Annotated in this window: 21 protein-coding genes and 1 tRNA gene; 12 read left to right on the plus strand and 10 right to left on the minus strand. The window is 63.7% G+C overall.

Annotated elements, in window-relative coordinates; all coding sequences use genetic code 11:
• Positions 1-20 precede the first annotated feature (20 nt).
• On the plus strand, positions 21-779 hold the full coding sequence (gene loiP / locus NCS67_RS08040) for a metalloprotease LoiP (RefSeq protein ID WP_175982696.1): 759 nt from the start codon (positions 21-23) through the stop codon (positions 777-779).
• A gap of 176 nt (positions 780-955) precedes the next feature.
• Here loiP and NCS67_RS08045 read toward each other — a convergent pair.
• From NCS67_RS08045 to cysS, 6 genes are all read right to left on the minus strand, one after another.
• A tRNA-Ser gene (locus NCS67_RS08045) sits at positions 956-1048 on the minus strand.
• Between the two features lie 182 nt (positions 1049-1230).
• Positions 1231-2481: an aspartate kinase gene (locus NCS67_RS08050; RefSeq protein WP_175982697.1), complete on the minus strand. Its 1251-nt coding sequence runs from the start codon at positions 2479-2481 to the stop codon at positions 1231-1233.
• Between the two features lie 327 nt (positions 2482-2808).
• Positions 2809-4236, minus strand: coding sequence for a tRNA lysidine(34) synthetase TilS (gene tilS, locus NCS67_RS08055; RefSeq protein ID WP_250434896.1), 1428 nt, complete (start codon positions 4234-4236; stop codon positions 2809-2811).
• Positions 4237-4279: 43 nt separating this feature from the next.
• Positions 4280-5251, minus strand: a complete 972-nt coding sequence (locus NCS67_RS08060) for an acetyl-CoA carboxylase carboxyltransferase subunit alpha (RefSeq protein WP_008341830.1) — start codon at positions 5249-5251, stop codon at positions 4280-4282.
• Between the two features lie 119 nt (positions 5252-5370).
• A complete protein-coding gene (locus tag NCS67_RS08065) occupies positions 5371-6390 on the minus strand; it encodes an endonuclease III domain-containing protein (protein WP_008341832.1) in 1020 nt (339 codons plus the stop codon).
• 47 nt (positions 6391-6437) lie between these two features.
• A complete protein-coding gene (cysS, locus tag NCS67_RS08070) occupies positions 6438-7835 on the minus strand; it encodes a cysteine--tRNA ligase (RefSeq protein ID WP_250434897.1) in 1398 nt (465 codons plus the stop codon).
• Between the two features lie 555 nt (positions 7836-8390).
• Here cysS and NCS67_RS08075 point away from each other — a divergent pair.
• From NCS67_RS08075 to NCS67_RS08090, 4 genes are all read left to right on the plus strand, one after another.
• On the plus strand, positions 8391-9068 hold the full coding sequence (locus NCS67_RS08075) for a tetratricopeptide repeat protein (protein WP_175982736.1): 678 nt from the start codon (positions 8391-8393) through the stop codon (positions 9066-9068).
• A 54-nt stretch (positions 9069-9122) separates the two neighbouring features.
• Entirely contained in the window at positions 9123-9704 is a 582-nt protein-coding gene (locus NCS67_RS08080; protein ID WP_008341835.1) for a peptidylprolyl isomerase, read from the plus strand.
• A 74-nt stretch (positions 9705-9778) separates the two neighbouring features.
• Positions 9779-10270 (plus strand): peptidylprolyl isomerase, encoded by a 492-nt coding sequence (locus tag NCS67_RS08085; protein ID WP_008341836.1) that lies wholly within the window; start codon positions 9779-9781, stop codon positions 10268-10270.
• A 13-nt stretch (positions 10271-10283) separates the two neighbouring features.
• Entirely contained in the window at positions 10284-11087 is an 804-nt protein-coding gene (locus NCS67_RS08090; RefSeq protein WP_250434898.1) for a UDP-2,3-diacylglucosamine diphosphatase, read from the plus strand.
• Here the strand turns inward: NCS67_RS08090 and cysE are convergent.
• Both cysE and NCS67_RS08100 read right to left on the minus strand, forming a co-directional pair.
• The gene (cysE, locus tag NCS67_RS08095) at positions 11084-11890 is read right to left on the minus strand and encodes a serine O-acetyltransferase (RefSeq protein ID WP_250434899.1); all 807 of its coding nucleotides are present in this window, start codon (positions 11888-11890) and stop codon (positions 11084-11086) included. The two genes, NCS67_RS08090 and cysE, sit on opposite strands and share 4 nt — an antisense overlap.
• A 127-nt stretch (positions 11891-12017) precedes the next feature.
• On the minus strand, positions 12018-12917 hold the full coding sequence (locus tag NCS67_RS08100) for an RNA methyltransferase (RefSeq protein WP_244807423.1): 900 nt from the start codon (positions 12915-12917) through the stop codon (positions 12018-12020).
• Positions 12918-13039: 122 nt separating this feature from the next.
• Here NCS67_RS08100 and NCS67_RS08105 point away from each other — a divergent pair, with 122 nt between their 5' ends.
• From NCS67_RS08105 to NCS67_RS08125, 5 genes are all read left to right on the plus strand, one after another.
• Positions 13040-13843, plus strand: coding sequence for an inositol monophosphatase family protein (locus NCS67_RS08105; protein ID WP_008341842.1), 804 nt, complete (start codon positions 13040-13042; stop codon positions 13841-13843).
• Positions 13844-14038: 195 nt separating this feature from the next.
• Complete coding sequence (gene lplT, locus NCS67_RS08110) at positions 14039-15337, plus strand: lysophospholipid transporter LplT (RefSeq protein ID WP_250434900.1); 1299 nt, start codon at positions 14039-14041, stop codon at positions 15335-15337.
• Between the two features lie 205 nt (positions 15338-15542).
• Positions 15543-15911, plus strand: coding sequence for an ElaB/YgaM/YqjD family protein (locus tag NCS67_RS08115; RefSeq protein ID WP_008341847.1), 369 nt, complete (start codon positions 15543-15545; stop codon positions 15909-15911).
• Between the two features lie 222 nt (positions 15912-16133).
• Positions 16134-18827, plus strand: a complete 2694-nt coding sequence (gene mutS, locus NCS67_RS08120) for a DNA mismatch repair protein MutS (protein WP_502801852.1) — start codon at positions 16134-16136, stop codon at positions 18825-18827.
• A 49-nt stretch (positions 18828-18876) separates the two neighbouring features.
• On the plus strand, positions 18877-20112 hold the full coding sequence (locus tag NCS67_RS08125) for a hypothetical protein (protein WP_250434901.1): 1236 nt from the start codon (positions 18877-18879) through the stop codon (positions 20110-20112).
• Positions 20113-20155: 43 nt separating this feature from the next.
• Here the strand turns inward: NCS67_RS08125 and NCS67_RS08130 are convergent, their stop codons facing one another.
• Entirely contained in the window at positions 20156-20704 is a 549-nt protein-coding gene (locus tag NCS67_RS08130) for an FKBP-type peptidyl-prolyl cis-trans isomerase (RefSeq protein WP_008341850.1), read from the minus strand.
• Positions 20705-20737: 33 nt separating this feature from the next.
• Between NCS67_RS08130 and NCS67_RS08135 the strand changes: the two genes are divergently transcribed.
• Together NCS67_RS08135 and NCS67_RS08140 are read left to right on the plus strand one after the other, a co-directional pair.
• Entirely contained in the window at positions 20738-21976 is a 1239-nt protein-coding gene (locus tag NCS67_RS08135) for a cupin domain-containing protein (RefSeq protein ID WP_250434902.1), read from the plus strand.
• A 268-nt stretch (positions 21977-22244) separates the two neighbouring features.
• Positions 22245-22499 (plus strand): hypothetical protein, encoded by a 255-nt coding sequence (locus tag NCS67_RS08140; protein ID WP_074168913.1) that lies wholly within the window; start codon positions 22245-22247, stop codon positions 22497-22499.
• A 127-nt stretch (positions 22500-22626) separates the two neighbouring features.
• Here the strand turns inward: NCS67_RS08140 and NCS67_RS08145 are convergent, their stop codons facing one another.
• Positions 22627-23400, minus strand: coding sequence for an MBL fold metallo-hydrolase (locus NCS67_RS08145; protein ID WP_008341854.1), 774 nt, complete (start codon positions 23398-23400; stop codon positions 22627-22629).
• Between the last annotated feature and the right edge of the window lie 10 nt (positions 23401-23410).

The following is a 23410-nucleotide window of genomic DNA, read 5'->3' on the forward strand; positions in this document are numbered from 1 at the left end:
AACATTCGAAAGGTAAAACTATGACGATCTTCCGCATCGCGCTGGCGGCCTCCGCTGTGTTCACACTTGCGTCGTGCAGCAGCATGAGCAGCATGGATCCGAACCAATTGATGCAATCCGGGCAAATGGCGACTCAGGCGCTGTCGCTGAGCGACTCCGATGTCCGCACGCTGTCCGACAAGTCCTGTGCCGAACTCGACAAGGAAAACAAAGTCGCGGCGGCCAACAGCCCGTACACCCAGCGCCTGAACAAGATTTCGAAGCAGCTCGGCGACAACATCAACGGCGTGCCGGTCAATTACAAGGTCTATCTGACGAAGGACGTCAACGCGTGGGCGATGGCCAACGGCTGCGTGCGCGTTTACAGCGGCCTCATGGACCTGATGAACGATGACGAAGTGCGTGGCGTCGTCGGGCACGAAATGGGGCACGTCGCGCTCGGCCATACGAAGAAAGCGATGCAGGTGGCGTACGCGACGTCGGCGGCGCGCACGGTGGCTTCGGCGGCGGGCGGTATGGTCGGAAGCCTGTCGGCGTCGCAGCTCGGCGATCTGTCGGAAAAATTCGTCAACGCGCAGTTCTCGCAAACGCAGGAATCGGCCGCTGACGATTACTCCTTCGATACGCAGAAGAAGAAGGGCTACGACCCGAAGGGACTGGTCACGGCGTTCCAGAAGCTCGCGACCATCGATGGCGGCAAGTCGAGCATGCTGAGTTCGCATCCGTCGTCGCCGGCGCGCGCGAAGCATATCGAGGACCGGATCGCGTCAGGGAAGTAAGGATGTGACTGAACGCGAGCGGCGACGCTCGCGTTCTCTTCGGCGACGATTCAGAAGGATGACGAAGCGATGCACTTCGTCGCAATGCACTTCGTCGCAATGCACTTCGCCGACTAACGCGGCAAAAAGAAAAAGCCCCGCAAGTTTTTAACCTTGCGGGGCCTTTCTACGACAACTGGCGGAGACGGAGGGATTCGAACCCTCGATCCAGTTTTTAGCCAGATGCTCCCTTAGCAGGGGAGTGCCTTCGACCTCTCGGCCACGTCTCCCAAACTTTTCGCCGCACCGGGAGTGCAGTGCAACGAGATCGAGATAATAGCGTGTTCGCAGGCCGGGGTCAAATTCACACGACGATTTTTTTCGAAACGGCCAATATGGAATCGCGCGTTCAGCGAACCGCAACGATGTGAAGGCCCGCGAGCCTTCACATCTCCGTCACACGCTTACACGCTTACGCGCGATCCAGCTCGAACGCCTTGTGCAGCGCGCGCACGGCGAGTTCGGTGTACTTCTCGTCGATCAGCACCGAGATCTTGATTTCGGACGTCGAGATCATCTGGATGTTGATGCCCTCTTCCGACAGCGTGCGGAACATCGTGCTAGCAATACCCACGTGCGAGCGCATGCCGACGCCCACCACCGACACCTTCGACACCTTCGGGTCGCCCAGCACGGTTTCGGCCTGGACGTGGCCCTTCACCTGGTTGTTCAGGATTTCGAGCGCGCGCTGATAGTCGCCGCGGCCGACCGTGAACGTGAAGTCGGTCTTGCCGTTCACGCTCTGGTTCTGAATGATCATGTCGATGTCGATGTTCGCATCGGCGACCGGGCCGAGAATCTGATACGCGACGCCCGGCTTGTCAGGCACGCCCATGACCGCGATGCGCGCTTCGTCGCGCTGGAACGCGATGCCAGAAATCACTGCTTTTTCCATGTTCTCGTCTTCTTCAAAAGTAATCAGGGTGCCGGAGTGCATTTCGGCTTCGAGCGGCATCAGCGGGTCGGTCAGGCTGGAGAGCACACGCGTCTTCACCTGATACTTGCCGGCGAATTCCACCGAGCGGATTTGCAGCACTTTCGAGCCGAGGCTCGCCATCTCCAGCATTTCCTCGAAGGTCACGCGGTCCAGCCGGCGCGCTTCTTCCACCACGCGCGGATCGGTCGTGTAGACGCCGTCGACGTCGGTGTAGATCAGGCATTCGTCCGCTTTCATCGCCGCCGCGATCGCAACCGCCGACGTGTCCGAGCCGCCGCGTCCGAGCGTCGCGATATGGCCTTCCGGATCGACGCCCTGAAAGCCCGTGATGACCACGACCTTGCCCGCGTCGAGGTCCTTCAGCACGCGTTCGCCGTCGATTTCGCTGATACGCGCCTTCGTGAACGCGCTGTCCGTCTTGATCGGCACTTGCCAGCCGGCATAACTCACGGCGTCGAGGCCTTCCGCGTGCAGCGCGATGGCCAGCAAGCCCACGCTGACCTGCTCGCCGGTGGAGGCAATCATGTCGAGTTCGCGCGGGTCCGGATCGGCCTTGATGTCTTTCGCGAGACCGAGCAGGCGATTGGTTTCGCCGGACATCGCCGAGGGCACGACGACCATCTTGTGGCCGGCCTTATGCCATTTGGCGACGCGCTTGGCGACGTTCTTGATGCGCTCGACCGAGCCCATCGAAGTGCCGCCGTATTTGTGTACGATGAGTGCCATTGTCGTTCTTGAACTGGAGAGAAAACCGCGCTTCACGCGCTTTGACGCGAGAACGCTCGAGACTCGCGCTCGATCGCTTCAGGGGATGTCGAAGCCGGCTACGATACGCGGGCGCTGCCGCACGCCCTTCGCACGCTCGCGCCATTGATAAGCGACGCGAGCGGATGCGTCGTTGCGGGCGAAATCGAGTCTTTTGAACGCAGATGCCGCGCAAAAACGCGCTTGGGCGAAAACGAGTTACCGTACCCGATCGAGGCTGAAATTACAAGATGAGGCACCGGTGACGGCGATTTTACCGGCTTCGGCGCAACGTTTGCCCAAAGCGCCTCACACGAGCAGCAAATCCGGCCGCCACGAAATGCGCCGCAGCGGTCCGTGCGCGGCGCTCGGCGCGGCCTCGCGGTTCACGCCGACATGCGGCACGAACAGCAGCGCCTCGCCGATGAAAAGCAGCGGCACATCGCGCTTCCAGGCCGGCACGCCGCGCTCCTGAAAGAGGTTCTTGAGCGTGCGGCTCGGCGCTTCGGCCGCGACGCGCATGCGCTCGCCGCCCGCACGCGAACGCGCGACGAGCGGCGCGGCGCGCAATACGCCCTCCCCGACGACATCGTCGGCGGAAGAATCAGCGGGCTCGAACACGAACGAGCCGCGCCATTGCGGCAGACGCCACACCTCTTCGCCCTGCCATAGCAGTTCCGCCGCGACTTTGAGCGCGGCCGCGCCTTCATCGAGATCGGGCGCATCGGCGCTGTCGCCGGCTTCCCAGAACAGCAGATTGCGATACACGCGCAAGCTGTGCCCCGCATGATCGACGCGCAGCGCGTGGCCATCGCGCGCGGCGGCGGCATCGCGCAACTGACGCAACATGTCGGCGATGCGCGCCGTCGATGCCGCCATCAAACCGCGCGAGCGGATCCAGAAACGCATGAGATTGATCGCGCGCTCGTCGTCGAGTGCGAGAAACGCGTCGAGCACGAGCGCGCCCTCTTCGTCGGCGCTCTGAACGTGTCCCAGATCGATGCGCGCAAGCTGATCCAAAAGCCGCTGCGCCGACGCGGCATGCGATGCCGTGCGCGCGAGGGCATCGCGAAAGCCGGGAAAATGCACCGCGAGCATCGGCAGCACGTCATGGCGCAGCGCGTTGCGCGAATAGCGCGTGTCGGCGTTGGATTCGTCGTCGATCCAGCTCAGGTCGCGCTCGTGCGCGTATTGCTCCAGTTGCGCGCGCAGCAGGCGCAGCAGCGGACGCACACGCGGCGCGGCGCCGTCCGCGCGTTGCGGCGCCATCGCCGCGAGGCCCGCGACGCCCGCGCCGCGCAGCAGTTGCAGCAGCACGGTTTCGGCCTGATCGTCGGCATGATGCGCGATGAGCAGCGCCGCCGCGCCATGCTGATCGCAGAGCTCGTCGAGCGCGCGATAACGCGCGTCGCGCGCCGTGGCTTCGAGGCTCTCGCCGCCGGTCCGCGCGACATCGACATGACGCGCGTCATACCGCACGCCGAGCGACGCCGCAAAGCGCTCGCAATGCGCGGCCCACGCGTTGGCGTTCGGACTCAGACCGTGATGAACATGCAGCGCGATCACACGTCGCGCGCCGAAGCAACTCACGGCCGCGTCGAGCAGCACGGTGGAGTCGAGCCCGCCGCTCAATGCGACCGCGAGAAGTGAATCCGGGGAAAGGTCCGCGTCCGAAACCGCCGCGCGCACCGCCTGTAACACGAGGCGGCCGGCCGGGGTTTCGTTATCGGATGTCACGAGAGTTCGTGATGGATGAGATGACGAAGATGACGGGAACGGATTACGCGCCCGGCAGCGATTCCTTGAACTTGCCGTACGCCATCAGCTTTTCGAAGCGGCGCTCGCGCAAGTCGTTGACGCTCATGCCCTGGAACTGACGCAGCGAATCGGCGAGTGCGCGGCGCAGGAGCGCGGCCATGCCCTTCGCGTCGCGATGCGCGCCGCCGAGCGGCTCGTTCACGATCTTGTCGATGAGACCGAGCGCCTTAAGACGATGCGCCGTGAGGCCGAGCGCTTCGGCCGCTTCCGGCGCCTTCGCCGCGCTCTTCCACAGGATCGACGCACAGCCTTCCGGCGAAATGACCGAGTACGTGGAGAACTGCAGCATCATCACGGTATCGGCGACGGCGATCGCCAGCGCGCCGCCCGAGCCGCCTTCACCGATGATCGTCGTGATGATCGGCGTCTTGAGCTCCGCCATCACATAGAGATTGCGGCCGATGGCTTCCGACTGGCCGCGCTCTTCCGCGCCGATGCCCGGGTACGCGCCCGGCGTATCGACGAACGTGAAAATGGGCAAGCTGAACTTCTCGGCGGTACGCATCAGGCGCTCCGCCTTGCGATAGCCTTCCGGACGCGGCATGCCGAAGTTGCGCAGCGCGCGTTCCTTCGTGTCGCGGCCCTTCTGATGGCCGATCACCATGCACGGCTGGCCATTGAAGCGCGCGAAGCCGCCGACGATCGCAAGGTCGTCCGCGAATGCGCGGTCGCCATGCAATTCATGAAAATCGGTGAAAAGCTCGCTGACGTAATCGAGCGTGTACGGACGCTGCGGGTGACGCGCAATCTGCGAAACCTGCCACGGCGACAGGTTTGCGTAGAGATCCTTCGTGAGCTGCTGGCTCTTCTTCGACAGCCGCTCGATTTCTTCCGAAATATCGACAGCGGAATCGTCCTGAACGAAGCGGAGTTCTTCGATCTTCGCTTCGAGTTCAGCGATCGGCTGCTCGAAATCCAGAAACGTGGTCTTCATATGTTCGAGTCCTGGGAACATCGGGCAGCGCGTATTCTAACCGCGTCCGCCCCTCAAAAATTCGCGCGTGAACTATCGATTATAAAGCAACGATAGCGCGCGCTTTTCGCGTGGTTATTTTAGTGATCTGACGGAATCGGATTGAGGCTGCGCCACATGTACCACGTCGCGACCGTGCGCCACGGCTCCCAATTCGCCGCCACTTCGCGCGCCTCGCTGCGCGTCACCGGCTCGCCGCTGAAGTAGTTGACGCTGATCGCCTGAATCAGGCCGAGATCGTCGAGCGGCAGGACGTCCGGGCGCGACAGATTGAAGATGAGGAACATCTCCGCCGTCCATCGGCCGATGCCGCGAATCTGCGTGAGCTCGGCGATGACGGCTTCGTCGTCCATCGACGTCCATGCGTCGACGTGCAGCGCGCCCGATTCGAAATGCTGCGCGAGATCGAGAATGTACTCGGCCTTGCGTTTGGATAAGCCGCACGCCTGCAGTTTCTCGTGACCGAGCTTGATGAAGTGCGCCGGATGAACCTCGGGACATGCGCCCTTCACCCGTTCCCAGATCGCCTGCGCGGCCTTCACCGAAATCTGCTGGCCGGCAACGGAACGCGCGAGCGTGGAGAACGGATCGCCGAGATTGACGAGATGAATCTCGCCGAACTTCGGAATCAGCTTCTTGAGTATGCGGTCGCGTCGCATCAAATCTGCGCACGCGCGGTCCCAGTAGTCGGGACGAACGGCTTCGCGCGTGAGTCCGCCGATTTGCACGGGCACCGCGGCATCCGATGTGACGACGCGCGACTTGCGCACCACTTCGCCGCGTTCGGCGACGAGCGCCTGAGCGCGCGCGCCATCGCCTGCGATCGCGCGGCCGTTGCCCTTCGCGGGCGACGCTTCGGCTTCTTCCGTGCCCGCTTTCGATGCGCGCGCAGCGCCGTTCAGGCGCGTTGCCGTCTCCGGCTTCGCGGCCTTGAGCGCAACGCTGCGCGCCGGCTTCGCCGTCTTGCCGGCCGCCGCACCTGCGCCATCGATCTTCTGCGTGTTCACTTTCGTTTGTGCGCTGCTCGCGCGCTTCGTTGCGCCCGACGCATCGCTGACAGACGCGGGTCGCTTGACCGGCGTCTTCCTGGCCGTTGCCATCTTGCCTCCTGCCTGGTGAGTCGATCAGAGGGTTCGAAGGGCCGCGCTCAAACGCGGCGCCATTCGGTCGACCCACCCGGTTTGTCTTCAAGCGCAATACCGGCTTCGAGCAATGCAGCGCGAATCCGGTCTGCTTCGGCATAGTTCTTCGCCTGCTTCGCGGCGATGCGCTCGGCGATCTTCGCTTCGATCTCTTGCGGCGAGAGTCCCTCGCTCGAGCCTGCGCCGCTCGCCCGCTGCAGGAACGCACGCGGCTCGCGCTGAAGCAGTCCGAGCACGCCCGCAAGACCCTTGAGCTGACGAGCGAGCGCGGCATCGCGCGTACGATTCACTTCGCTCGCGAGATCGAACAACACCGACACGGCCACCGGCGTGTTGAAGTCGTCGTTCATCGCAGACTGGAAACGCTGCGCGTTCGCCTCGCTCCAGTCAAGTTGCTGATTGTCCGGCTCGACATCCTTCATCGCCGTATATAGGCGCGTCAACGCGTTCTTTGCGTCGTCGATATGCACGTCGCTGTAATTCAGCGGCGACCGATAGTGTGCCCGCGCAATAAAGAAGCGCACGACTTCAGCATCAAATTTTTCAAGAACTTCGCGGATCGTGAAAAAGTTGCCGAGCGACTTCGACATCTTTTCACTGTCGATCTGCACGAAGCCGTTGTGCATCCAGTAGTTCACGAACTGCTTTCCGGTAGCGCCTTCGCTTTGCGCGATCTCGTTCTCGTGATGCGGGAACTGGAGATCCATGCCGCCACCGTGGATGTCGAACTGTTCGCCGAGCAACGTGCAGCCCATCGCGGAACATTCGATGTGCCAGCCGGGACGCCCGCGGCCCCACTTCGAGTTCCAGCCTGTGTCTTCCGGCTCGCCCGCCTTCGATTGCTTCCACAGCACGAAGTCGAGCGGATCTTCCTTGGCGTCGTTGGCCGTGACGCGCTCGCCCGCGCGCAAGTCTTCGATCGACTTGCCGGACAGCTTGCCGTAGTCGGTGAACTTGCGCACCGAGTAATTCACGTCGCCGTCTTTGGCCTGATATGCATAACCGTTGGCGTGCAACGCATCGATCATGCCGAGCATCTGCGGCACGAACTCGGTCGCGCGCGGCTCGATGTCCGCACGCGCGACGCCGAGCGCGTCCATGTCCTCATACATCGCCTCGATGAAACGCTGCGTGAGCGACTTGATCGATTCGTTGTTCTCCACCGCGCGGCGAATGATCTTGTCGTCGATGTCGGTGATGTTGCGGACGTAAGTCACCTTGTAGCCGATCTCGCGCAGCCATCGCTGAACGATGTCGAACACCACGAACATGCGCGCGTGCCCGACGTGACAGTAGTCATACACGGTGATTCCGCAGACATACATGCGTACCTCGCCGGCGCGAAGCGGCGTGAAGGTTTGCTTGTCACGCGCGAGCGTGTTGTAGATGCGCAGCGAGTTCATAGAAGGCGAAGCATGGGCCGGAATCAACCGTGTGCCGGGCAGCGAGCGCCGTGAGCGATACGCGCGGGAGCGAAGAGACCCACACGCGAGCGCGAACACGACGGTCATGCGACCAGGACGGAGACGGCCACGAGTGGCGAAAGACAGTCTGGAGTCGGCGCGAGATGCTCGCCTGGAGATCCAGGCGCAAGACTCGTGCGCGGGACGTGCAGACCTTTTGTTAGAATGGGTCGGAGTATAACACCGGGACTTGAGCCTATGAAATCTCGAAGCGGCCGCGCGGCGGGCATGGCAAGCCGCGCTCCGGGCCGGGCCGAAAGCCTTGCCGGACACGACGCCGCATCGGGCATTTCCGCTCGTTCTCCAGTGCTCGCACGCCTTCGCGTGCTCGGGCGCTCGCCGTCCCTTTCGCCGCTTCCACGGCTTCTTTCGCCGCCTCATTCATTGACTCGATTCCAAGTGACTCATCGCCACGCGCGCACGCCTCTGCAACTCTCTTGCCGGCTCGTTTCCCGGACGCTCGCCATCGCGGCGCTCGGCTTCGCATGTGTCGGCATGTCCGGGGCCGCGCTCGCGCAGACCTCGACCGCAACTCGCGACGACACGCCGCAGATCGATTCGGCCATCGCGGGCAAGGACTGGAACGCCGCGCTAACACAACTCGATGCGCGCATCGCGAGCAACCCGCGCGACGTGCAGGCAAAGTTCAAGCGCGCCACCGTGCTCGCGCGCCTGAATCGCGACGACGAAGCCATCGCCGCCTTCACCGAGCTCACGCAGGCCTATCCAGAATTGCCGGAGCCGTACAACAACCTCGCCGCGCTCTACGCGAAGAAGGGCCGCTACGAGGATGCGCGCGTCGCGCTCGAAACCGCGGTCAAGGCGAATCCAGGCTACGCGCTCGCCTATGACAACCTGGGCGATCTTTATCTTCGTCTCGCGAGCGAGTCGTACAAGCGCGCGCAATCGCTCGGCTCGAAGAGTCCGCTCACGCGCCAGCGCATCACGGCGATTCAGAACATCTACAACCCGCCGAAGAAGCGCGCGGGCGCGGCAGAAGGCGCATCGGGAACGGGCGCGGCAATTGCGCCAAGTCCGGCCGCGGACGAATGGGCGCCGGCATCCGGAGCCGCCTCGCAGACGATGCCCGGTCCCGACGATTACGCGCCGTTCGGCGGCCCGACGAGCCCGCTGCCGGCCACGCCATACGTCGCGCCGCAAGCGCAGCCATAAGCAGGCGCATTCGCGGCCGACTGTTTGCATTCACCACACGAGGATCGATCCTTCATGAAATTCCTGATGTTGGCGCTGTCGAGCGCTGCCCTGATCGCGACCACGCCTGCGTTAGCGCAGCCGAACGCGCAGGCCGCGCACCCCACCGTGCTCTTCAAGACCACGCAAGGCGACATCAAGGTCGAGCTGTATCCCGAGAAAGCGCCGAAGACGGTCGCGAACTTTCTCGACTACGTGAAGTCCGGTCAGTACAGCGGCACGATCTTTCATCGTGTGATTCCGGGCTTCATGATCCAGGGCGGCGGCTATAGCACGAGCTTCGCCGAGAAGCCGACGCGCGCGCCGATTCCGCTCGAAAGCAAGAACGGTCTGAAGAACGCCACCGGCACGCTCGCGATGGCGCGCACGAGCGATCCGAATTCGGCCACCGCGCAGTTCTTCATCAATACCGTCGATAATGCGGGTCTCGACTATCCGAGCCCGGACGGCAACGGCTACGCCGTGTTCGGCAAGGTCGTCGCGGGCATGGACGTCGTGAAGAAGATCGAAGGCAGCCCGACCACCACGCGCGGCCCGATGCAGGACGTGCCGCAAAAGCCGACCGTGATCGAGTCGGCCACCGTGGTCCCGCAGTAATCCGTAAGCGCCTGTCGCTGACCTGGCGCGCGCTGCGCCAGGGCTCAATCAAACACAATGGAGAGAACATCATCATGGTCGAACTGCATACGAACCACGGCGTCATCAAGATTGAACTGGACGCCGACAAGGCCCCGAAGACGGTCGAGAACTTCCTCAACTACGTGAAGAAGGGTCATTACGACAACACCGTGTTCCATCGCGTGATCGATGGCTTCATGATCCAGGGCGGCGGCTTCGAGCCGGGCATGAAGCAGAAGCCGACCGATGCGCCGATCGACAACGAAGCCAACAACGGCCTCAAGAACGAAAACGGCTCGATCGCGATGGCGCGCACGAACGACCCGCATTCGGCGACTGCACAGTTCTTCATCAACGTGAAGGACAACGACTTCCTGAACCACTCGTCGCCGACGCCGCAAGGCTGGGGCTACACCGTGTTCGGCAAGGTCGTCGAAGGCATGGACGTGGTCGAGAAGATCAAGAAGGTGAAGACCGGCTCGAAGGGCTTCCACCAGGACGTTCCGGTCGACGACGTGGTGATCGAGAAGGCCGTCGTGGTCTGATCACGGTCATTGCATGATCGATACGAAGACTTCATTCGATCGCGAAGCAGCGGGCACAGCGAAAAACGCGCGCCCGCTGTTTTTCATTGGCGATCTGCATCTCTCCGAAGCGATTCCGAAAACCGTTGCGGCCTTCGAGCATTTCATCGAGGTCACGGCGAACGATGCCGATTCGGTCTTCATCCTCGGCGACCTGTTCGAGTTCTGGATCGGCGACGACATTCTCGACGGCCCGCCAACCGACCCGCGCGCCAGCTTCGCGCGCCGCATGACGCGCCTCATGCATACGCTCTCGGAACGCGGCATCGGCCTATATGTGATGCACGGCAATCGCGATTTCCTGCTGGGCAAGCGCTTCATGAAAGATGCAGGCGCGCTGCCGCTGCCCGATCCGTTCGTCATCACCGCGTTCGGCAAGCGCATCGTGCTCGCCCACGGCGATGGCCTGTGCACCGCCGATCGCGCCTATCAAGCCTTTCGCTCGTTCGCGCGCAACAAGCTCGCGCAACGGCTCTTTCTGGCGTTGCCGCTCGACACGCGCCTGGGCATCGGCCAGCGCATGCGCTCGAAAAGCGAGGGCGCGCGCGTGACCACCGGCGTCAAGGCGAAGTACGACGTGACGAAGAAAGCGGTCGCGGAACTCTTCATCAATAGCCGCACGAACACGCTGATTCACGGCCACACGCATCGTCCGGCGATGCATCGCGAAGTCGCAGGCGTGCGCTGGGTTCTGCCCGACTGGGAACTCGACGCGGACCCGCCGCGCGGCGGCTATCTGCGCGTCGATGAAGAAGGCGTGCGCCCGCTGCCGCTTTAACTCGCGCGTTCGAGCGACGCGGCGCGCTCGTCCGCGGCCTTGCCATCCATCGACGTGCACAGGCGCTTGAGATCGACGAGCGCGGCGCCATCGACGGCGTTGAGCGCTTCCACGCGCGCGCCGAGCCGTTCGAGCGCCGCGACGATGTCGTCGATGCGCTGCGTCTGCGTCGACGCGTGATCGATCAGCCCGTGGATCGCGAGCGACACGGGATCGTCCGCGTTCGGCGTAATGCCGTAAGCGCAAAAGCCGCTCTTCGCGGTTTCATCGGATGGCTTCTTCGCGACGGCCGGCATCACGATGCGCGCCGGATTGCCCACCGCCGTACCGCCCGCCGGCACCGGCTTCACGACGACCGCATTCGAGCCGATCTTCGCATCCGCGCCGACCGTGAAACCGCCGAGCACCTTCGCGCCCGCACCGACGATCACGCCGCGCCCGAGCGTCGGATGACGTTTCGCGCCGCGCGTGAGCGACGTGCCGCCGAGCGTCACGCCCTGATAGATCGTGCAGTCGTCGCCGATTTCGGCCGTCTCGCCGATCACGACGCCCATGCCGTGATCGATGAACACGCGCCGTCCGAGCGTCGCGCCCGGATGAATTTCGATGCCGGTGAGAAAGCGCCCGATCTGCGACACGAACCGCGCGAGCCAGCGCCACTGTCCGCGCCAGCACGCGTTCGCGATGCGATGCAGGACGATCGCGTGCAGCCCCGGATAACAGGTGACGACTTCCCAGGCGCTGCGGGCGGCGGGATCGCGCTCGCGGATGGCGGCGATGTCTTCGCGAAGTCGGTCGAACATGGCGATGTCTCTGAAAGGGGGACGAGTGCTTTGCACGAATCGCGCAAAGCTTATCGGCGTTCGCCGTTTTTCGCCGATTGTAGGACGAGCGCGCGCAGTCTGCCCGATGCCCCCGACGCCAGCGCGGTCAGTCCTTTTTCGTCCGAAGGAGGATGTGCTTCGCGATGCCGCGCAGAATATTCACTTCTTCGCGCTCGAGCCCGGAACGCGCGAACATCCGCCGCACGCGCGACATCAGCTTCTTCGGATTGGCCGGATCGAGAAAATCGAGCGCGACGAGCGCGTCTTCGAGATGCGCGTACATGCCTTCGATTTCATCGCTCGATGCGCTCTGCCCCGCCGATTCCACCACGGCAAGCGGGCTCGCGGACGTCTGGAACGCGACGCGTAGTTCATACGCGAGCACCTGCACGGCCTGCGCGAGATTGAGCGAGCTGTAGGCGGGATTGGCCGGAATATGTGCGAGCGCGCTGCATCTTTCGACGTCCGCGTTGGAAAGCCCGGTGCGCTCGTTGCCGAACACGAGCGCGATATCGCCGTGGCGCACGAATTCATGCGCGCGTTCGGCGAGCGCGCGCGGCGGCATCTGCGGCGGCCCGTATTCGCGCATACGCGCGGTCAGCGCGACCGACCAGCGCACGCCGACGAGCGCATCGGCGAGCGTGTCGACGACATGCGCGGACGCGAGCACGTCGTCGGCGCCGGAGGCCATCGCGATGGCTTCGGGCTCGTTCTTGACGTCGGTCACGCGCGGCGCGACGAGGACGAGGCGCGCGAAGCCCATCGTCTTGAGCGCGCGGGCGGCCGCGCCGACATTGCCCGGATGACTCGGCTCGACCAGGATGAAGCGCGTCGACGTGAAGCCGCCGGCGGGCGCGGAAAGTTCGTTGGGTTCCAAGGCGCGGTTCGTGCTGAATTTTGAAGAAAGTGCGACCCGATATGTTAACGCGCTTTGGCCATGCGCCGGAACCGCGCGGCCACTTTCGGGTAAAATGGCGCCTTCGCGCGCGGCGAACGGTTCTTGCATGGCTTCCAAAGAACCTTCGCGCGAACGCCCCGCTCTTATTCAATTCGTCTTTCGTCGACATAGTCGTTGTCGCCAATTTTCCCGTCCACACGAAGCTGCTGGGCGGTCAGAGGATTTCGCTCATGCATCCGATGCTCAATATCGCTGTCAAGGCCGCCCGCCGCGCCGGACAGATCATCAACCGCGCGTCGCTCGATCTGGATCGTCTCCAGGTCAGCAAGAAACAGCACAACGACTTCGTGACGGAAGTCGACAAGGCGTCCGAAGCCGCGATCATCGAGACGCTGCACACCGCCTATCCCGATCACTCGATCCTCGCCGAAGAATCCGGCGCGACGGATCGCGAGTCGGAGTTTCAGTGGATCATCGATCCGCTCGACGGCACCACCAACTTCATCCACGGCTTTCCGTACTACTGCGTGTCGATCGCGCTCGCGCACAAGGGCGTCGTGCAGCAGGCGGTCATCTACGATCCGACGCGCAACGACCTCTTCACCGCATCGCGCGGCCGCGGCGCGTATCTGAACGAGCGACGCATTCGCGTGGGCAAGCTCGACCGTCTGTCGGATGCGCTGATCGGCACCGGCTTCCCGTTCCGCGACGGCCAGGGTCTGAACGCCTATATGCGCCTCTTCAGCGAAATGACGCTGTCGTGCGCAGGGCTGCGCCGTCCGGGCGCGGCGGCGCTGGATCTCGCGAACGTCGCGGCCGGCCGTCTCGACGGCTTCTTCGAGCAAGGCATCCATCCGTGGGATGTGGCGGCGGGCAGCCTCATCGTGACCGAAGCGGGCGGACTCGTCGGCAACTACACCGGCGAATCGGATTTCCTGTTCAGAAACGAAATCGTCGCCGCCAATCCGAAGGTCTACGCGCAGATGGTCAAGATCCTCGACATGTACTCGCGCACGCGCCTGACCGGCGAATAAGCCGCATCGAGGGGGCGCGTCTTGCGCCCCTTTTGTTTTACCTCTTCCGCATCCCGGGCGCGCCGCCTGCTCTGCACCGAATGCAGGGCTCCGTTACAGTGCAAGCTTTGCCCTCGTTCCGGCAACGGCGATGCGCGCTTTCTTCCGCCTGCCCCGCTCTCACGCCGCGCGCCGCGCCCCACGTCATTCCCGCTCATGAAGAAAGGCTTCTATACGATCATCGCCGCGCAGTTCGTTTCGTCGCTCGCCGACAATGCGCTCCTGATCGCGGCGATCGCCATGCTCGCCGTCGTGCATTCCGCGCCGTGGGTCACGCCGCTGTTGCAGATCTTCTTCACGATTTCGTATGTTCTGCTCGCGCCATTCGTCGGCGCATTCGCCGATGCGATCCAGAAGCGCCACGTCATGTTCACGTCGAACGCGCTCAAGGCGGCCGGCTGCGCGATGATGATCGCGGGCGTGCATCCGATGATCGCGTATGGCGTCGTCGGCCTCGGCGCGGCGGCCTATTCGCCCGCGAAATACGGCATTCTCACCGAGCTCTTGCCGCCGCAAAAGCTGATCGCGGCGAACGCGTGGCTCGAATCGGCGACGGTCGGCTCGACGATTCTCGGCACCGTGATCGGCGGCGCGCTCGTGAGCCAGGTCGTCGGGCGCTGGGTCGAGCACGCGCATCTGCCGTTCGTGAGCAGCGCCGCGCACGCCGCGCTCTTCGCCGTGATGGTGATCTACGCGTCGGCGGCCGTCATCAACGTATTCATCCCCGATACCGGCGCGCGCTATCCGAATCTGCTGAACGAACCGACGAAGCTCGTCCACGATTTCTCGCGCTGCTTCATGGTGCTGTGGAAGGACAAGCTCGCGCAGATCGCGCTGTGGGTCACGACGCTGCTCTGGGGCGCGGCCGTCACGCTGCAATTGCTCGTGCTGAAATGGGCCGATGCGAACCTCGGCCTGTCGCTCTCCAAAGCCGCCGTGCTGCAGGGCGTGACGGGCGTGGGCATCGCGCTCGGCGCGGCGGCGGCGTCCGCGTGGATCGTGCTGCGCCAGTCGCTGAAAGTGCTGCCGGTCGGCGTGCTGATCGGCGCGGTCGCGGTCGCGATGGCGTTCTACAACAAGGACCTCTTTCCGGCCGGCGCGGGCCTGCATATCGGTCCGCTCTTCGCGCCGGCGTACATCCTGATGGCCTATCCGCTGATGATCGCGCTCGGCGGCCTGTCGGGCTTTTTCATCGTGCCGATGAACGCGATCCTGCAGCATCGCGGCGCGACGCTGCTGTCGGCCGGACATTCCATCGCGGTGCAGAACTTCAACCAGAATCTCGCCGTGCTCGCAATGCTCGGCGCTTACGCCTTGCTGTTGACGGAGAAGGTGCCGGTGCAGTGGATCATCGTCGTGTTCGGCGTCTTCGTGTGCCTGATGATGGCGCTGGCGATGCGCCGCCACACGCACAACGAGCGCGAAACCGATCTCGTCGCGCTCGTCGAGGAATGAACCTTGCTCCACGGTGAACGGTGTATTCTGGGTTCATGCCCCGGCGCCGGCTCACGAGGAAACCATGGGAGGAACGCCGGCGGCGGGGTCGGGTCGTAACGCCATGTACGGCCCGGCGCGGCCGATCGCGGGCATCCGCATGGCGCATCGCGGACGGACCCGGCGATATTCATTTCTCGGCAAACGTCAATAAAGGAGCATGGAAATGGGATTGTTCACACGTTCGACGCTCGACAGCAAGATCAATGGCGCAGCCGATGTCGGCCAGCGCGCGGTGCGTGGTGCGAGCGACGCGGTCGATTCGGCGAGCAGCCAGTTGCGCAGCCTGCTCGATGATCTGGAAAGCTCGATCTCCGGCGCAAGGGACGTCGATGCCGACAAGCTGCGCAAGGAACTGCAATCGCGCCTCAAGACCGCCCGTTCGCAGATGAACGGCGCGGGCACGGCGCTCACCGGCAGGCTGAACGACGCAGCCGGTTACGCCGACGAGTTCGTTCACGACAAGCCGTGGCACACGCTCGGCGCGGTGGCGGGTCTCGCATTGCTCGTCGGATATCTCGCCGGGCGCGCGTGACGCGCTCCGGCGTCATCGGAAATCGCCGCCGGCACGGCATCGCGTCCGTGCCGGCGGCGGCGTTCGCGCAGGCGATGCACATCGACTAGACACATCTCGTTGGCCATTCGGCCGACTCGCCGTCATCTCGCGACAGGTTAAACTCCTGCTCTATCGGCTGAACGACGGCCGGCGCACGTCGCGCCCGGCCGTTTAGTCATTCTGGCCTTCAAAGCACGCAAGATGGGCACTCAAACGGCAACTCCCGACACCTCACCAGACACCGCCGCGCCGCTCGCGGACCTGTCGCAGCACACGCCGATGATGCAGCAGTATCTGCGCATCAAGGCGGAGCATCCCGGCACGCTCGTTTTCTACCGGATGGGCGATTTCTACGAGCTTTTCTTCGACGACGCCGAGAAAGCCGCGCGTCTGCTCGATCTCACGCTCACACAGCGCGGCGCATCGGGCGGCAATCCGATCAGGATGGCGGGCGTGCCGCATCACGCATGCGAACAATATCTCGCGAAGCTCGTGAAGCTGGGCGAATCGGTGGCGATCTGCGAGCAGATCGGCGATCCGGCGACATCTAAAGGTCCGGTCGAGCGCAAGGTCGTGCGCGTCGTCACACCGGGCACGCTCACCGACGCAGCCCTGCTCTCCGATAAGAGCGATGTCTATCTGCTGGCGCTCTGCCCCGCGCACAACCGTCGCGGCGTGGTGACGAGCGTCGGCCTCGCGTGGCTCAATCTCGCGAGCGGCGCATTGCGTCTCGCGGAAGTCGCGCCGAATCAGGTCAGCGCGGCGCTCGAGCGCATTCGTCCGGCGGAAACGCTCATCGCCGATTCGATCACCGACGTTCAGGCGTCGCTCGGCGTGACGCATCCCGGCGCGACCACGCGCGTGCCGGCGTGGCACTTCGACGTCGGCTCGGGCACGCAGCGCTTGCGAGAGCAACTCGATGTCGCGAGCCTCGACGGTTTCGGCGCGCAAACGCTCACCTGCGCGTGCGGTGCGGCCGGCGCGCTGCTGCTCTATGCCGCCGCCACGCAAGGCCAGCAGTTGCGCCACGTGCGCAGTCTGAAAGTCGAATACGAATCGGAGTACATCGGGCTCGATCCGGCCACGCGACGCAATCTCGAACTCACCGAAACACTGCGCGGCACCGAATCGCCGACGCTGTTCTCGCTGCTCGACACTTGCTGTACGACGATGGGCAGCCGCCTGTTGCGCCACTGGCTGCATCATCCGCCGCGCGATGCGTCGATCGCTCAGGCGCGCCAGCAGGCGATCGGCGCATTGCTCGACGCGCCCACGAGCGGCGGCCTCGACACGCTGCGCGGCGCGCTGCGCAAGATTTCGGACATCGAGCGCATCACGGGCCGTCTCGCGTTGCTGTCGGCGCGTCCGCGCGATCTGTCGAGCCTGCGCGATACCTTCGCCGCGCTGCCCGATCTGCGCGCCCTCGTCGCCGCAGTCGCCACGCATGCGCCGGCGCTCGAGCGCATCGACGCCGGGCTTGAACCGCCGCACGAATGTCTCGATCTGCTGACGAACGCCATCGCAGCGGAACCCGCCGCGCTGATTCGCGACGGCGGTGTGATCGCGCGCGGCTACGATCCCGATCTCGACGAATTGCGCGATATTTCGGAGAACTGCGATCAGTTCCTGATCGATCTCGAAGCGCGCGAGCGCACGCGCACCGGCATCGCGAATCTGCGTGTCGAGTACAACAAGGTGCACGGCTTCTATATCGAGGTCACGCGCGGGCAGACCGACAAGGTGCCCGACGACTATCGCCGCCGTCAGACGCTCAAGAACGCCGAGCGCTACATTACGCCCGAACTGAAGGCGTTCGAAGACAAGGCGCTTTCCGCGCAGGAACGCGCCCTCGCCCGCGAACGCGCGCTGTACGACGCGCTCTTGCAGAACCTGTTGCCCTTCATCGCGGATTGTCAGCGCGTCGCAAGCACGCTCGCGGAACTCGATCTGCTGTGCGCGTTTGCCGAACGCGCCCGCGCGCTCGACTGGGTCGCACCGGAATTCAGCGCCGACGCGGGCATCGATATCGAACAGGGCCGGCATCCCGTCGTCGAGGCGCAGGTCGAGCAGTTCATCGCCAACGACTGTTGTCTCAGCCAGGACCGCAAGCTGTTGCTCATCACCGGCCCGAATATGGGCGGTAAATCGACCTTCATGCGTCAGACCGCGCTGATCGCGCTGATGGCGCACGTCGGCAGTTACGTGCCCGCAAAGCGCGCGCGTTTCGGCGCGCTGGATCGCATCTTCACGCGCATCGGCGCCGCCGACGATCTCGCGGGCGGACGTTCGACCTTCATGGTCGAGATGACGGAGGCAGCGGCGATTCTCAACGACGCGACCGCGTCGAGCCTTGTCTTGATGGATGAGATCGGACGCGGCACGTCGACCTTCGACGGCCTCGCGCTCGCATGGGCGATCGCGCGGCATCTGCTCACGCACAACGCCTGCTACACGCTCTTCGCCACGCATTACTTCGAGCTCACGCAGTTGCCCGCGGAATTTGCGCAGGCGGCCAACGTGCATCTGTCGGCGGTGGAGCACGATCACGGCATCGTGTTCCTGCACGCGGTGAGCGAAGGTCCGGCCAATCAGAGCTACGGTCTGCAGGTCGCGCAGCTCGCCGGCGTGCCAGGCGCCGTGATCCGCGCGGCGCGCAAGCATCTCGTCCATTTGGAGCAGCAGTCGATCAGCCAGCCCGCCGCGCAATTCGACCTGTTCGCGAGCCAGCCTTACACGCCTTATGAAGATGAAGCGCCAGCGAAGGAAGCGCCTGAACATCCGGTGATGGAAAAACTGCGCGCGCTCGATCCGAACGATCTGCGGCCGCGTGAGGCGCTCGATCTGCTCTACGAACTGCATGAACTGGCGAAGCTTGCGCCGGATGCCTCGCGTTGAGCGTGACACTTCGCGCGTTGCGCGTGCCGCGACACGTTTGACGCGCGTCATGGCGATCGGCGCCGCACTCGCGTGCGGCACGATCGCGCAGGCGCGCGCCGAGAGCAGCGCGCCGCTCGGCTTCGCGGTTCTGTCCGGCGCCATTTCCCGCCCCGCCGACGAAGCGCCCGTGCGCCGCATGCTCGACGCGATCGGGCGCGACCCCAACATCGCGTTCATCGTCTACGACGGCAATTTGAAGGACGGCGCCGAACCGTGCCGCGACAGCGTCTATCAGTCGCGGCACGATCTGCTCGACGCGTCGCGCACGCCGCTCGTGCTGCTGCTCGGCCAGCACGACTGGGCGGATTGCGGACTCGCGCATGCGGGTGCCTACGATCCGGTCGAGCGGCTCGACTTCGTGCGCCAGCTCTTTTTCGCCGATGCCGGGTCGCTCGGGCAGAACCCGCTTACGCTCTCGCGCGAAAGCGATGTCGCGCGCTTTCGGACCTTCCGGGAAATCGTGCGCTGGCAGGCGCAAGGCGTCGCGTTCATCGGGCTGAATGCACCGAGTCCGAACAATCACTATCTGACCGCGGGCGGGCGCAACGGCGAGTTCGAGGATCGCGCCGTCGCGACAACATTCTGGCTCGAACACGCGGCGGAATCGGCGCGACGTTCCGAGATGCGCGCGCTCGTCATCCTGCTGCAGGGCGATCCCGATTTTTCGCGCTACGAACGGCGCGAGCGCTTCGCGTGGCTGCGCTTCTCGCGCACGAACCAGCCGCGCGATGGCTTTCTCGAATTGAAACGCAGCCTCGTGAAAGCGGCCGAAAGTTTTCGCGGGCCCGTGATCGTGATTCACGGCACGGATGCGCCCGAGCCGAACGGCTTTCACATCGATCAACCTTTGCGCAACGACAAGGGCTTGATCGTTACGAATCTCACGCGCGTCGCGATTGCGTTCAAGAAGCCGCAATCGCAATGGCTCGAAGTGCAGAGCGATGCGCAGTGGCATCCGCCGTTTCGTCTGCGCGTGCGCGATGTGAATGTGAATGTGAAGGACACGCGCACGCGTGAACCGGTCGCGCCACCAGAGACGCCAGCTGCATCCTATCCGGCTCCCTACCCCGCGCCTCAGCCGACGATGCCCGCATCAGCGCCGCCCGCGTTGCCGCGTAACGACCTGCCCGAGTCGCTGCCGGCGCCGCCGTCGATGCCCCTGCCGGCATCCGACCTGCCGCCGATCTATCCCGTGCCCGCGTCGGGCGTGCAGAACGGGACCGGCGCGACGAACGGGCAATAAAAAAGCGCAGCCGTAGCTGCGCTTTCTTCATCGGCCGACGCGCTCAGTGCAGCGTCGGACCTGCGTCCTTGGGCGGTGCGTCGTCATCGTCCTCGTCGTCATCGACGACATGCAGGCCGTCCGCGCCGTGCGCGTGCTGATGTTCGATTTCGTCGTCCGTCGCCGTGCGCACTTCCTGCACCGACAGCGCGAAACGCAGCGCCATGCCGGCGAGCGGATGATTGCCGTCGAGCACCACTTTGTCTTCGGCGACGTCGGTCACGGTGTAGATGAGCGAGTCGATATCGTCATCGCCGTCTTCGGGCGTGCCTTCGAACTGCATGCCGACTTCCAGCGGCTCCGGAAAACGGCTGCGCTCTTCGACCTTCACGAGCTCGGGATCGTACTCGCCGAATGCATCCTGCGGCTCGAGTTGAATGAGCGTTTCATAGCCCGCCTCGTGACCGTCGAGCGCTTCCTCGATCTTGGGGAACGTGCCATCATAGCCGCCGTGCAGATAGACCATCGGCTCGTCGCTCTCCTCGATCAGATTGCCTTGCGCATCCGATAGCTTGTAAGCGACCGAAACGACAGTGTCTTTCGCAATTTTCATTGGATCCTCCAAGATACAAGCCTCGATTATACGATGCCCAAGCGGCCCTCATACGCAACACCGTCCCCCGTTTCCGGCCTTCCCGAGCATGCCCGCGCGCCTTTGCCGGACGAACTCACACCGCTGTTGGGCAACCGTACGCCGCGACAGTTCATGCGGCGTTACTGGCAGAAGAAACCGCTCTTGATCCGGCAGGCGATTCCCGATATCGCGGCGCCGCTCGCACGCGACGAACTGTTCCAACTTGCCGATCTCGACGACGTCGAGGCGCGGCTCATCACGCATTTTCGCAATGCGTGGAATCTGGAGCACGGACCGTTCGCGCCCGACGAATTGCCATCGGTCAAAAAGCGTGAATGGACGCTGCTCGTGCAAGGCGTGAACCTGCATCACGACCGCGCACACGCGCTGATGAACCGGTTCCGCTTCATTCCGGACGCGCGCCTCGACGATCTGATGATCTCCTATGCGACCGATGGCGGCGGCGTCGGACCGCACTTCGACTCTTACGACGTGTTCTTGCTTCAGGTCTATGGCAAGCGGCGCTGGCGAATCGGCGCGCAGCGCGACCTTTCGCTAAAACCCGGACTGCCGTTGAAAGTTTTACAGCACTTCGAGCCCGAGGAAGAATGGGTGCTGGAGCCGGGCGACATGCTTTATCTGCCGCCGCATATCGCACACGACGGCATCGCCGAGGGCGAATGCATGACGGCATCGATAGGCTTTCGCGCGCCCTCGTCGCACGAGCTCACGGCTCAGTTCCTCTATCACCTCGCCGAGCGCGCCGGTGAAGCATCGGAGGGTGCTCGCGGCAACGCGCGGTATCGCGATCCGGCGCAGGAGCCGGTGTCGAATCCAGCGGCGCTGCCCGCGCTCCTGGTCGACCGCGTTGGCGCGATACTTGCGAACGTGAACTGGAACGAAAAGGACATCGCGGAGTTTCTGGGTACTTATCTGAGCGAGCCGAAAGCGAACGTCGTGTTCGATGCACCCGACCGTGCGCTGAATGAGCAAAAATTTGTAGAACGAGCGAAAAAGACAGGCGTCAGGCTGGATAGAAAGACCATTTTGCTCTACAACGCCCGTTCTTATTTCGTAAATGGCGAAGCGGAAGTCTTGTCGTCGAAGCTGAAAAAGTGGCTCCCTGAATTGGCCGATACTCGGTCTCTGGAGGCGAAACGCTTTGTAACACTTACAGACGAATCGACAATGACAGCGCTGCTACACGAATGGTATCGTGCGGGCTGGATTCTTTTGGGCGCTTTGCCTTGACGGGCGTGCCTTTACAGGATTTCACGGAATACAGCAGATGCTAGAAATTTGCTGTTCCGCAATATGAAAATTTGTATGAGAAAGACAACGTATCGTCCCCTGATTTATCGACGGTCGTTACGAAAGTGCCTATAATTTCCGGCCAAGCCGTAGGAAGTCTCACATAAAAAAGAATTGTGAGTCTCCACAGCGGCCCAGGTCGGTGTTGGAGCACACATTACCGGTACTTTGCGCTGTTGCTTACCTTTAACCATAAAAGGACGTGATCATGAAGAAATCCCTCCTCGTAGCATCCCTGTTGGCTGCTGTTGCTCTGGCTGCATGCAACAAGTCTAGCGAAACGGCTGCTCCGAGCGCTGCAAGCGATACGTCGGCTGCTTCGGCTCCGGCTGCTGCTGCTTCGGACGCAAACGCTGCTGCATCGAGCGCTTCGGCCGCTGCAAGCGACGCAGCTTCGGCTGCTGGCGCAGCTTCGGACGCTGCCGCTTCGGCTGCCGCTCCGGCATCGGGCGCAAGCCAGTAAGGCTAGCGCTACGCCGCAGGCCGCTTCATGCGGTCTGCCAACGAAAGAACCGGCCCTTGGGCCGGTTTTTTTGTATCTGCTTTTGTATCTGCTTGCGGCGTCGGTCGGCGCGCAAGGCATCTTCGATTCAGAGCGTGAGCCAGTCGAAGCCTTCCGCCTGAGTCGCGACGACGACGTCCACCGCACTCGCGCCCAACACGGACGCAAGCGCCGCCTGCGCGAGGTGCGGCAGATTGTTTTGCTGACTCAGATGCGCGGCCACGAGATGGCGCAGCTTGGAGCGATCCAGCGACGCGAGAATGGCCGCCGCCGCTTCGTTATTCAGGTGTCCATGCGTGCCGCCAATACGCGCCTTGAGCATCGGCGGATAGCGGCTCGCGGCAAGCATCTCGACATCGTGATTGGATTCGAGCACGAGCGCGTCGCAGCCGCTCAGCACGCTCGTGATATGCGGCGTCGACACGCCGACATCCGTCAACACGCCGAGCCGGCTCGCGCCGTCGGAGAACACGTATTGCAGCGGCTCACGCGCATCGTGAGGCACGGTGTACGGCAGCACGCTCAGATCGCCGATGGCGACGCTTTCATCGCCCCATAGCACGTTCAATTCGACCTTGGCTTCATCGGCGCCGATCGCGCGCGCCGTGCCCCAGCTCATGTACAGCGGAATCGACCAGCGGCGCGCCAGCGTCAGCGCGCTGCCGATATGGTCCGTGTGCTCATGCGTGATGACGATGGCGTCGAGATCTTCGGCACGGCAGTTCAGACGCGCGAGACGGCGCTCGACCTCCTTGCCGGAGAATCCGCAATCGAGCAGCACGCGCGTCGTCGTCGTACCGCTCGATGCCTCGACGAGCAATGCATTGCCCTCGCTGCCGCTGCCGAGACTGGCGAATCTCACGATGTCTTCA

Origin of the sequence: Caballeronia sp. ATUFL_F2_KS9A (genome assembly GCF_023630765.1) — a bacterium.
Taxonomy (GTDB): Bacteria; Pseudomonadota; Gammaproteobacteria; order Burkholderiales; family Burkholderiaceae; genus Caballeronia; species Caballeronia zhejiangensis.

Excerpts from the sequence above, each read along its gene's own strand:
- NCS67_RS08130 (WP_008341850.1), bottom strand. The coding sequence starts at position 20,704 with ATGAAAATTGCGAAAGACACTGTCGTTTCGGTCGCTTACAAGCTATCG.
- NCS67_RS08080 (WP_008341835.1), top strand. The coding sequence starts at position 9,123 with ATGAAATTCCTGATGTTGGCGCTGTCGAGCGCTGCCCTGATCGCGACC.
- cysE (WP_250434899.1), bottom strand. The coding sequence starts at position 11,890 with ATGTTCGACCGACTTCGCGAAGACATCGCCGCCATCCGCGAGCGCGAT.
- NCS67_RS08100 (WP_244807423.1), bottom strand. The coding sequence starts at position 12,917 with ATGCAAGAACCGTTCGCCGCGCGCGAAGGCGCCATTTTACCCGAAAGT.
- NCS67_RS08090 (WP_250434898.1), top strand. The coding sequence starts at position 10,284 with ATGATCGATACGAAGACTTCATTCGATCGCGAAGCAGCGGGCACAGCG.
- NCS67_RS08105 (WP_008341842.1), top strand. The coding sequence starts at position 13,040 with ATGCATCCGATGCTCAATATCGCTGTCAAGGCCGCCCGCCGCGCCGGA.
- lplT (WP_250434900.1), top strand. The coding sequence starts at position 14,039 with ATGAAGAAAGGCTTCTATACGATCATCGCCGCGCAGTTCGTTTCGTCG.
- NCS67_RS08050 (WP_175982697.1), bottom strand. The coding sequence starts at position 2,481 with ATGGCACTCATCGTACACAAATACGGCGGCACTTCGATGGGCTCGGTC.
- loiP (WP_175982696.1), top strand. The coding sequence starts at position 21 with ATGACGATCTTCCGCATCGCGCTGGCGGCCTCCGCTGTGTTCACACTT.
- NCS67_RS08085 (WP_008341836.1), top strand. The coding sequence starts at position 9,779 with ATGGTCGAACTGCATACGAACCACGGCGTCATCAAGATTGAACTGGAC.
- NCS67_RS08140 (WP_074168913.1), top strand. The coding sequence starts at position 22,245 with ATGAAGAAATCCCTCCTCGTAGCATCCCTGTTGGCTGCTGTTGCTCTG.
- NCS67_RS08125 (WP_250434901.1), top strand. The coding sequence starts at position 18,877 with ATGGCGATCGGCGCCGCACTCGCGTGCGGCACGATCGCGCAGGCGCGC.
- NCS67_RS08065 (WP_008341832.1), bottom strand. The coding sequence starts at position 6,390 with ATGGCAACGGCCAGGAAGACGCCGGTCAAGCGACCCGCGTCTGTCAGC.
- NCS67_RS08075 (WP_175982736.1), top strand. The coding sequence starts at position 8,391 with ATGTCCGGGGCCGCGCTCGCGCAGACCTCGACCGCAACTCGCGACGAC.
- NCS67_RS08115 (WP_008341847.1), top strand. The coding sequence starts at position 15,543 with ATGGGATTGTTCACACGTTCGACGCTCGACAGCAAGATCAATGGCGCA.
- mutS (WP_502801852.1), top strand. The coding sequence starts at position 16,134 with ATGGGCACTCAAACGGCAACTCCCGACACCTCACCAGACACCGCCGCG.
- cysS (WP_250434897.1), bottom strand. The coding sequence starts at position 7,835 with ATGAACTCGCTGCGCATCTACAACACGCTCGCGCGTGACAAGCAAACC.
- NCS67_RS08135 (WP_250434902.1), top strand. The coding sequence starts at position 20,738 with ATGCCCAAGCGGCCCTCATACGCAACACCGTCCCCCGTTTCCGGCCTT.
- NCS67_RS08060 (WP_008341830.1), bottom strand. The coding sequence starts at position 5,251 with ATGAAGACCACGTTTCTGGATTTCGAGCAGCCGATCGCTGAACTCGAA.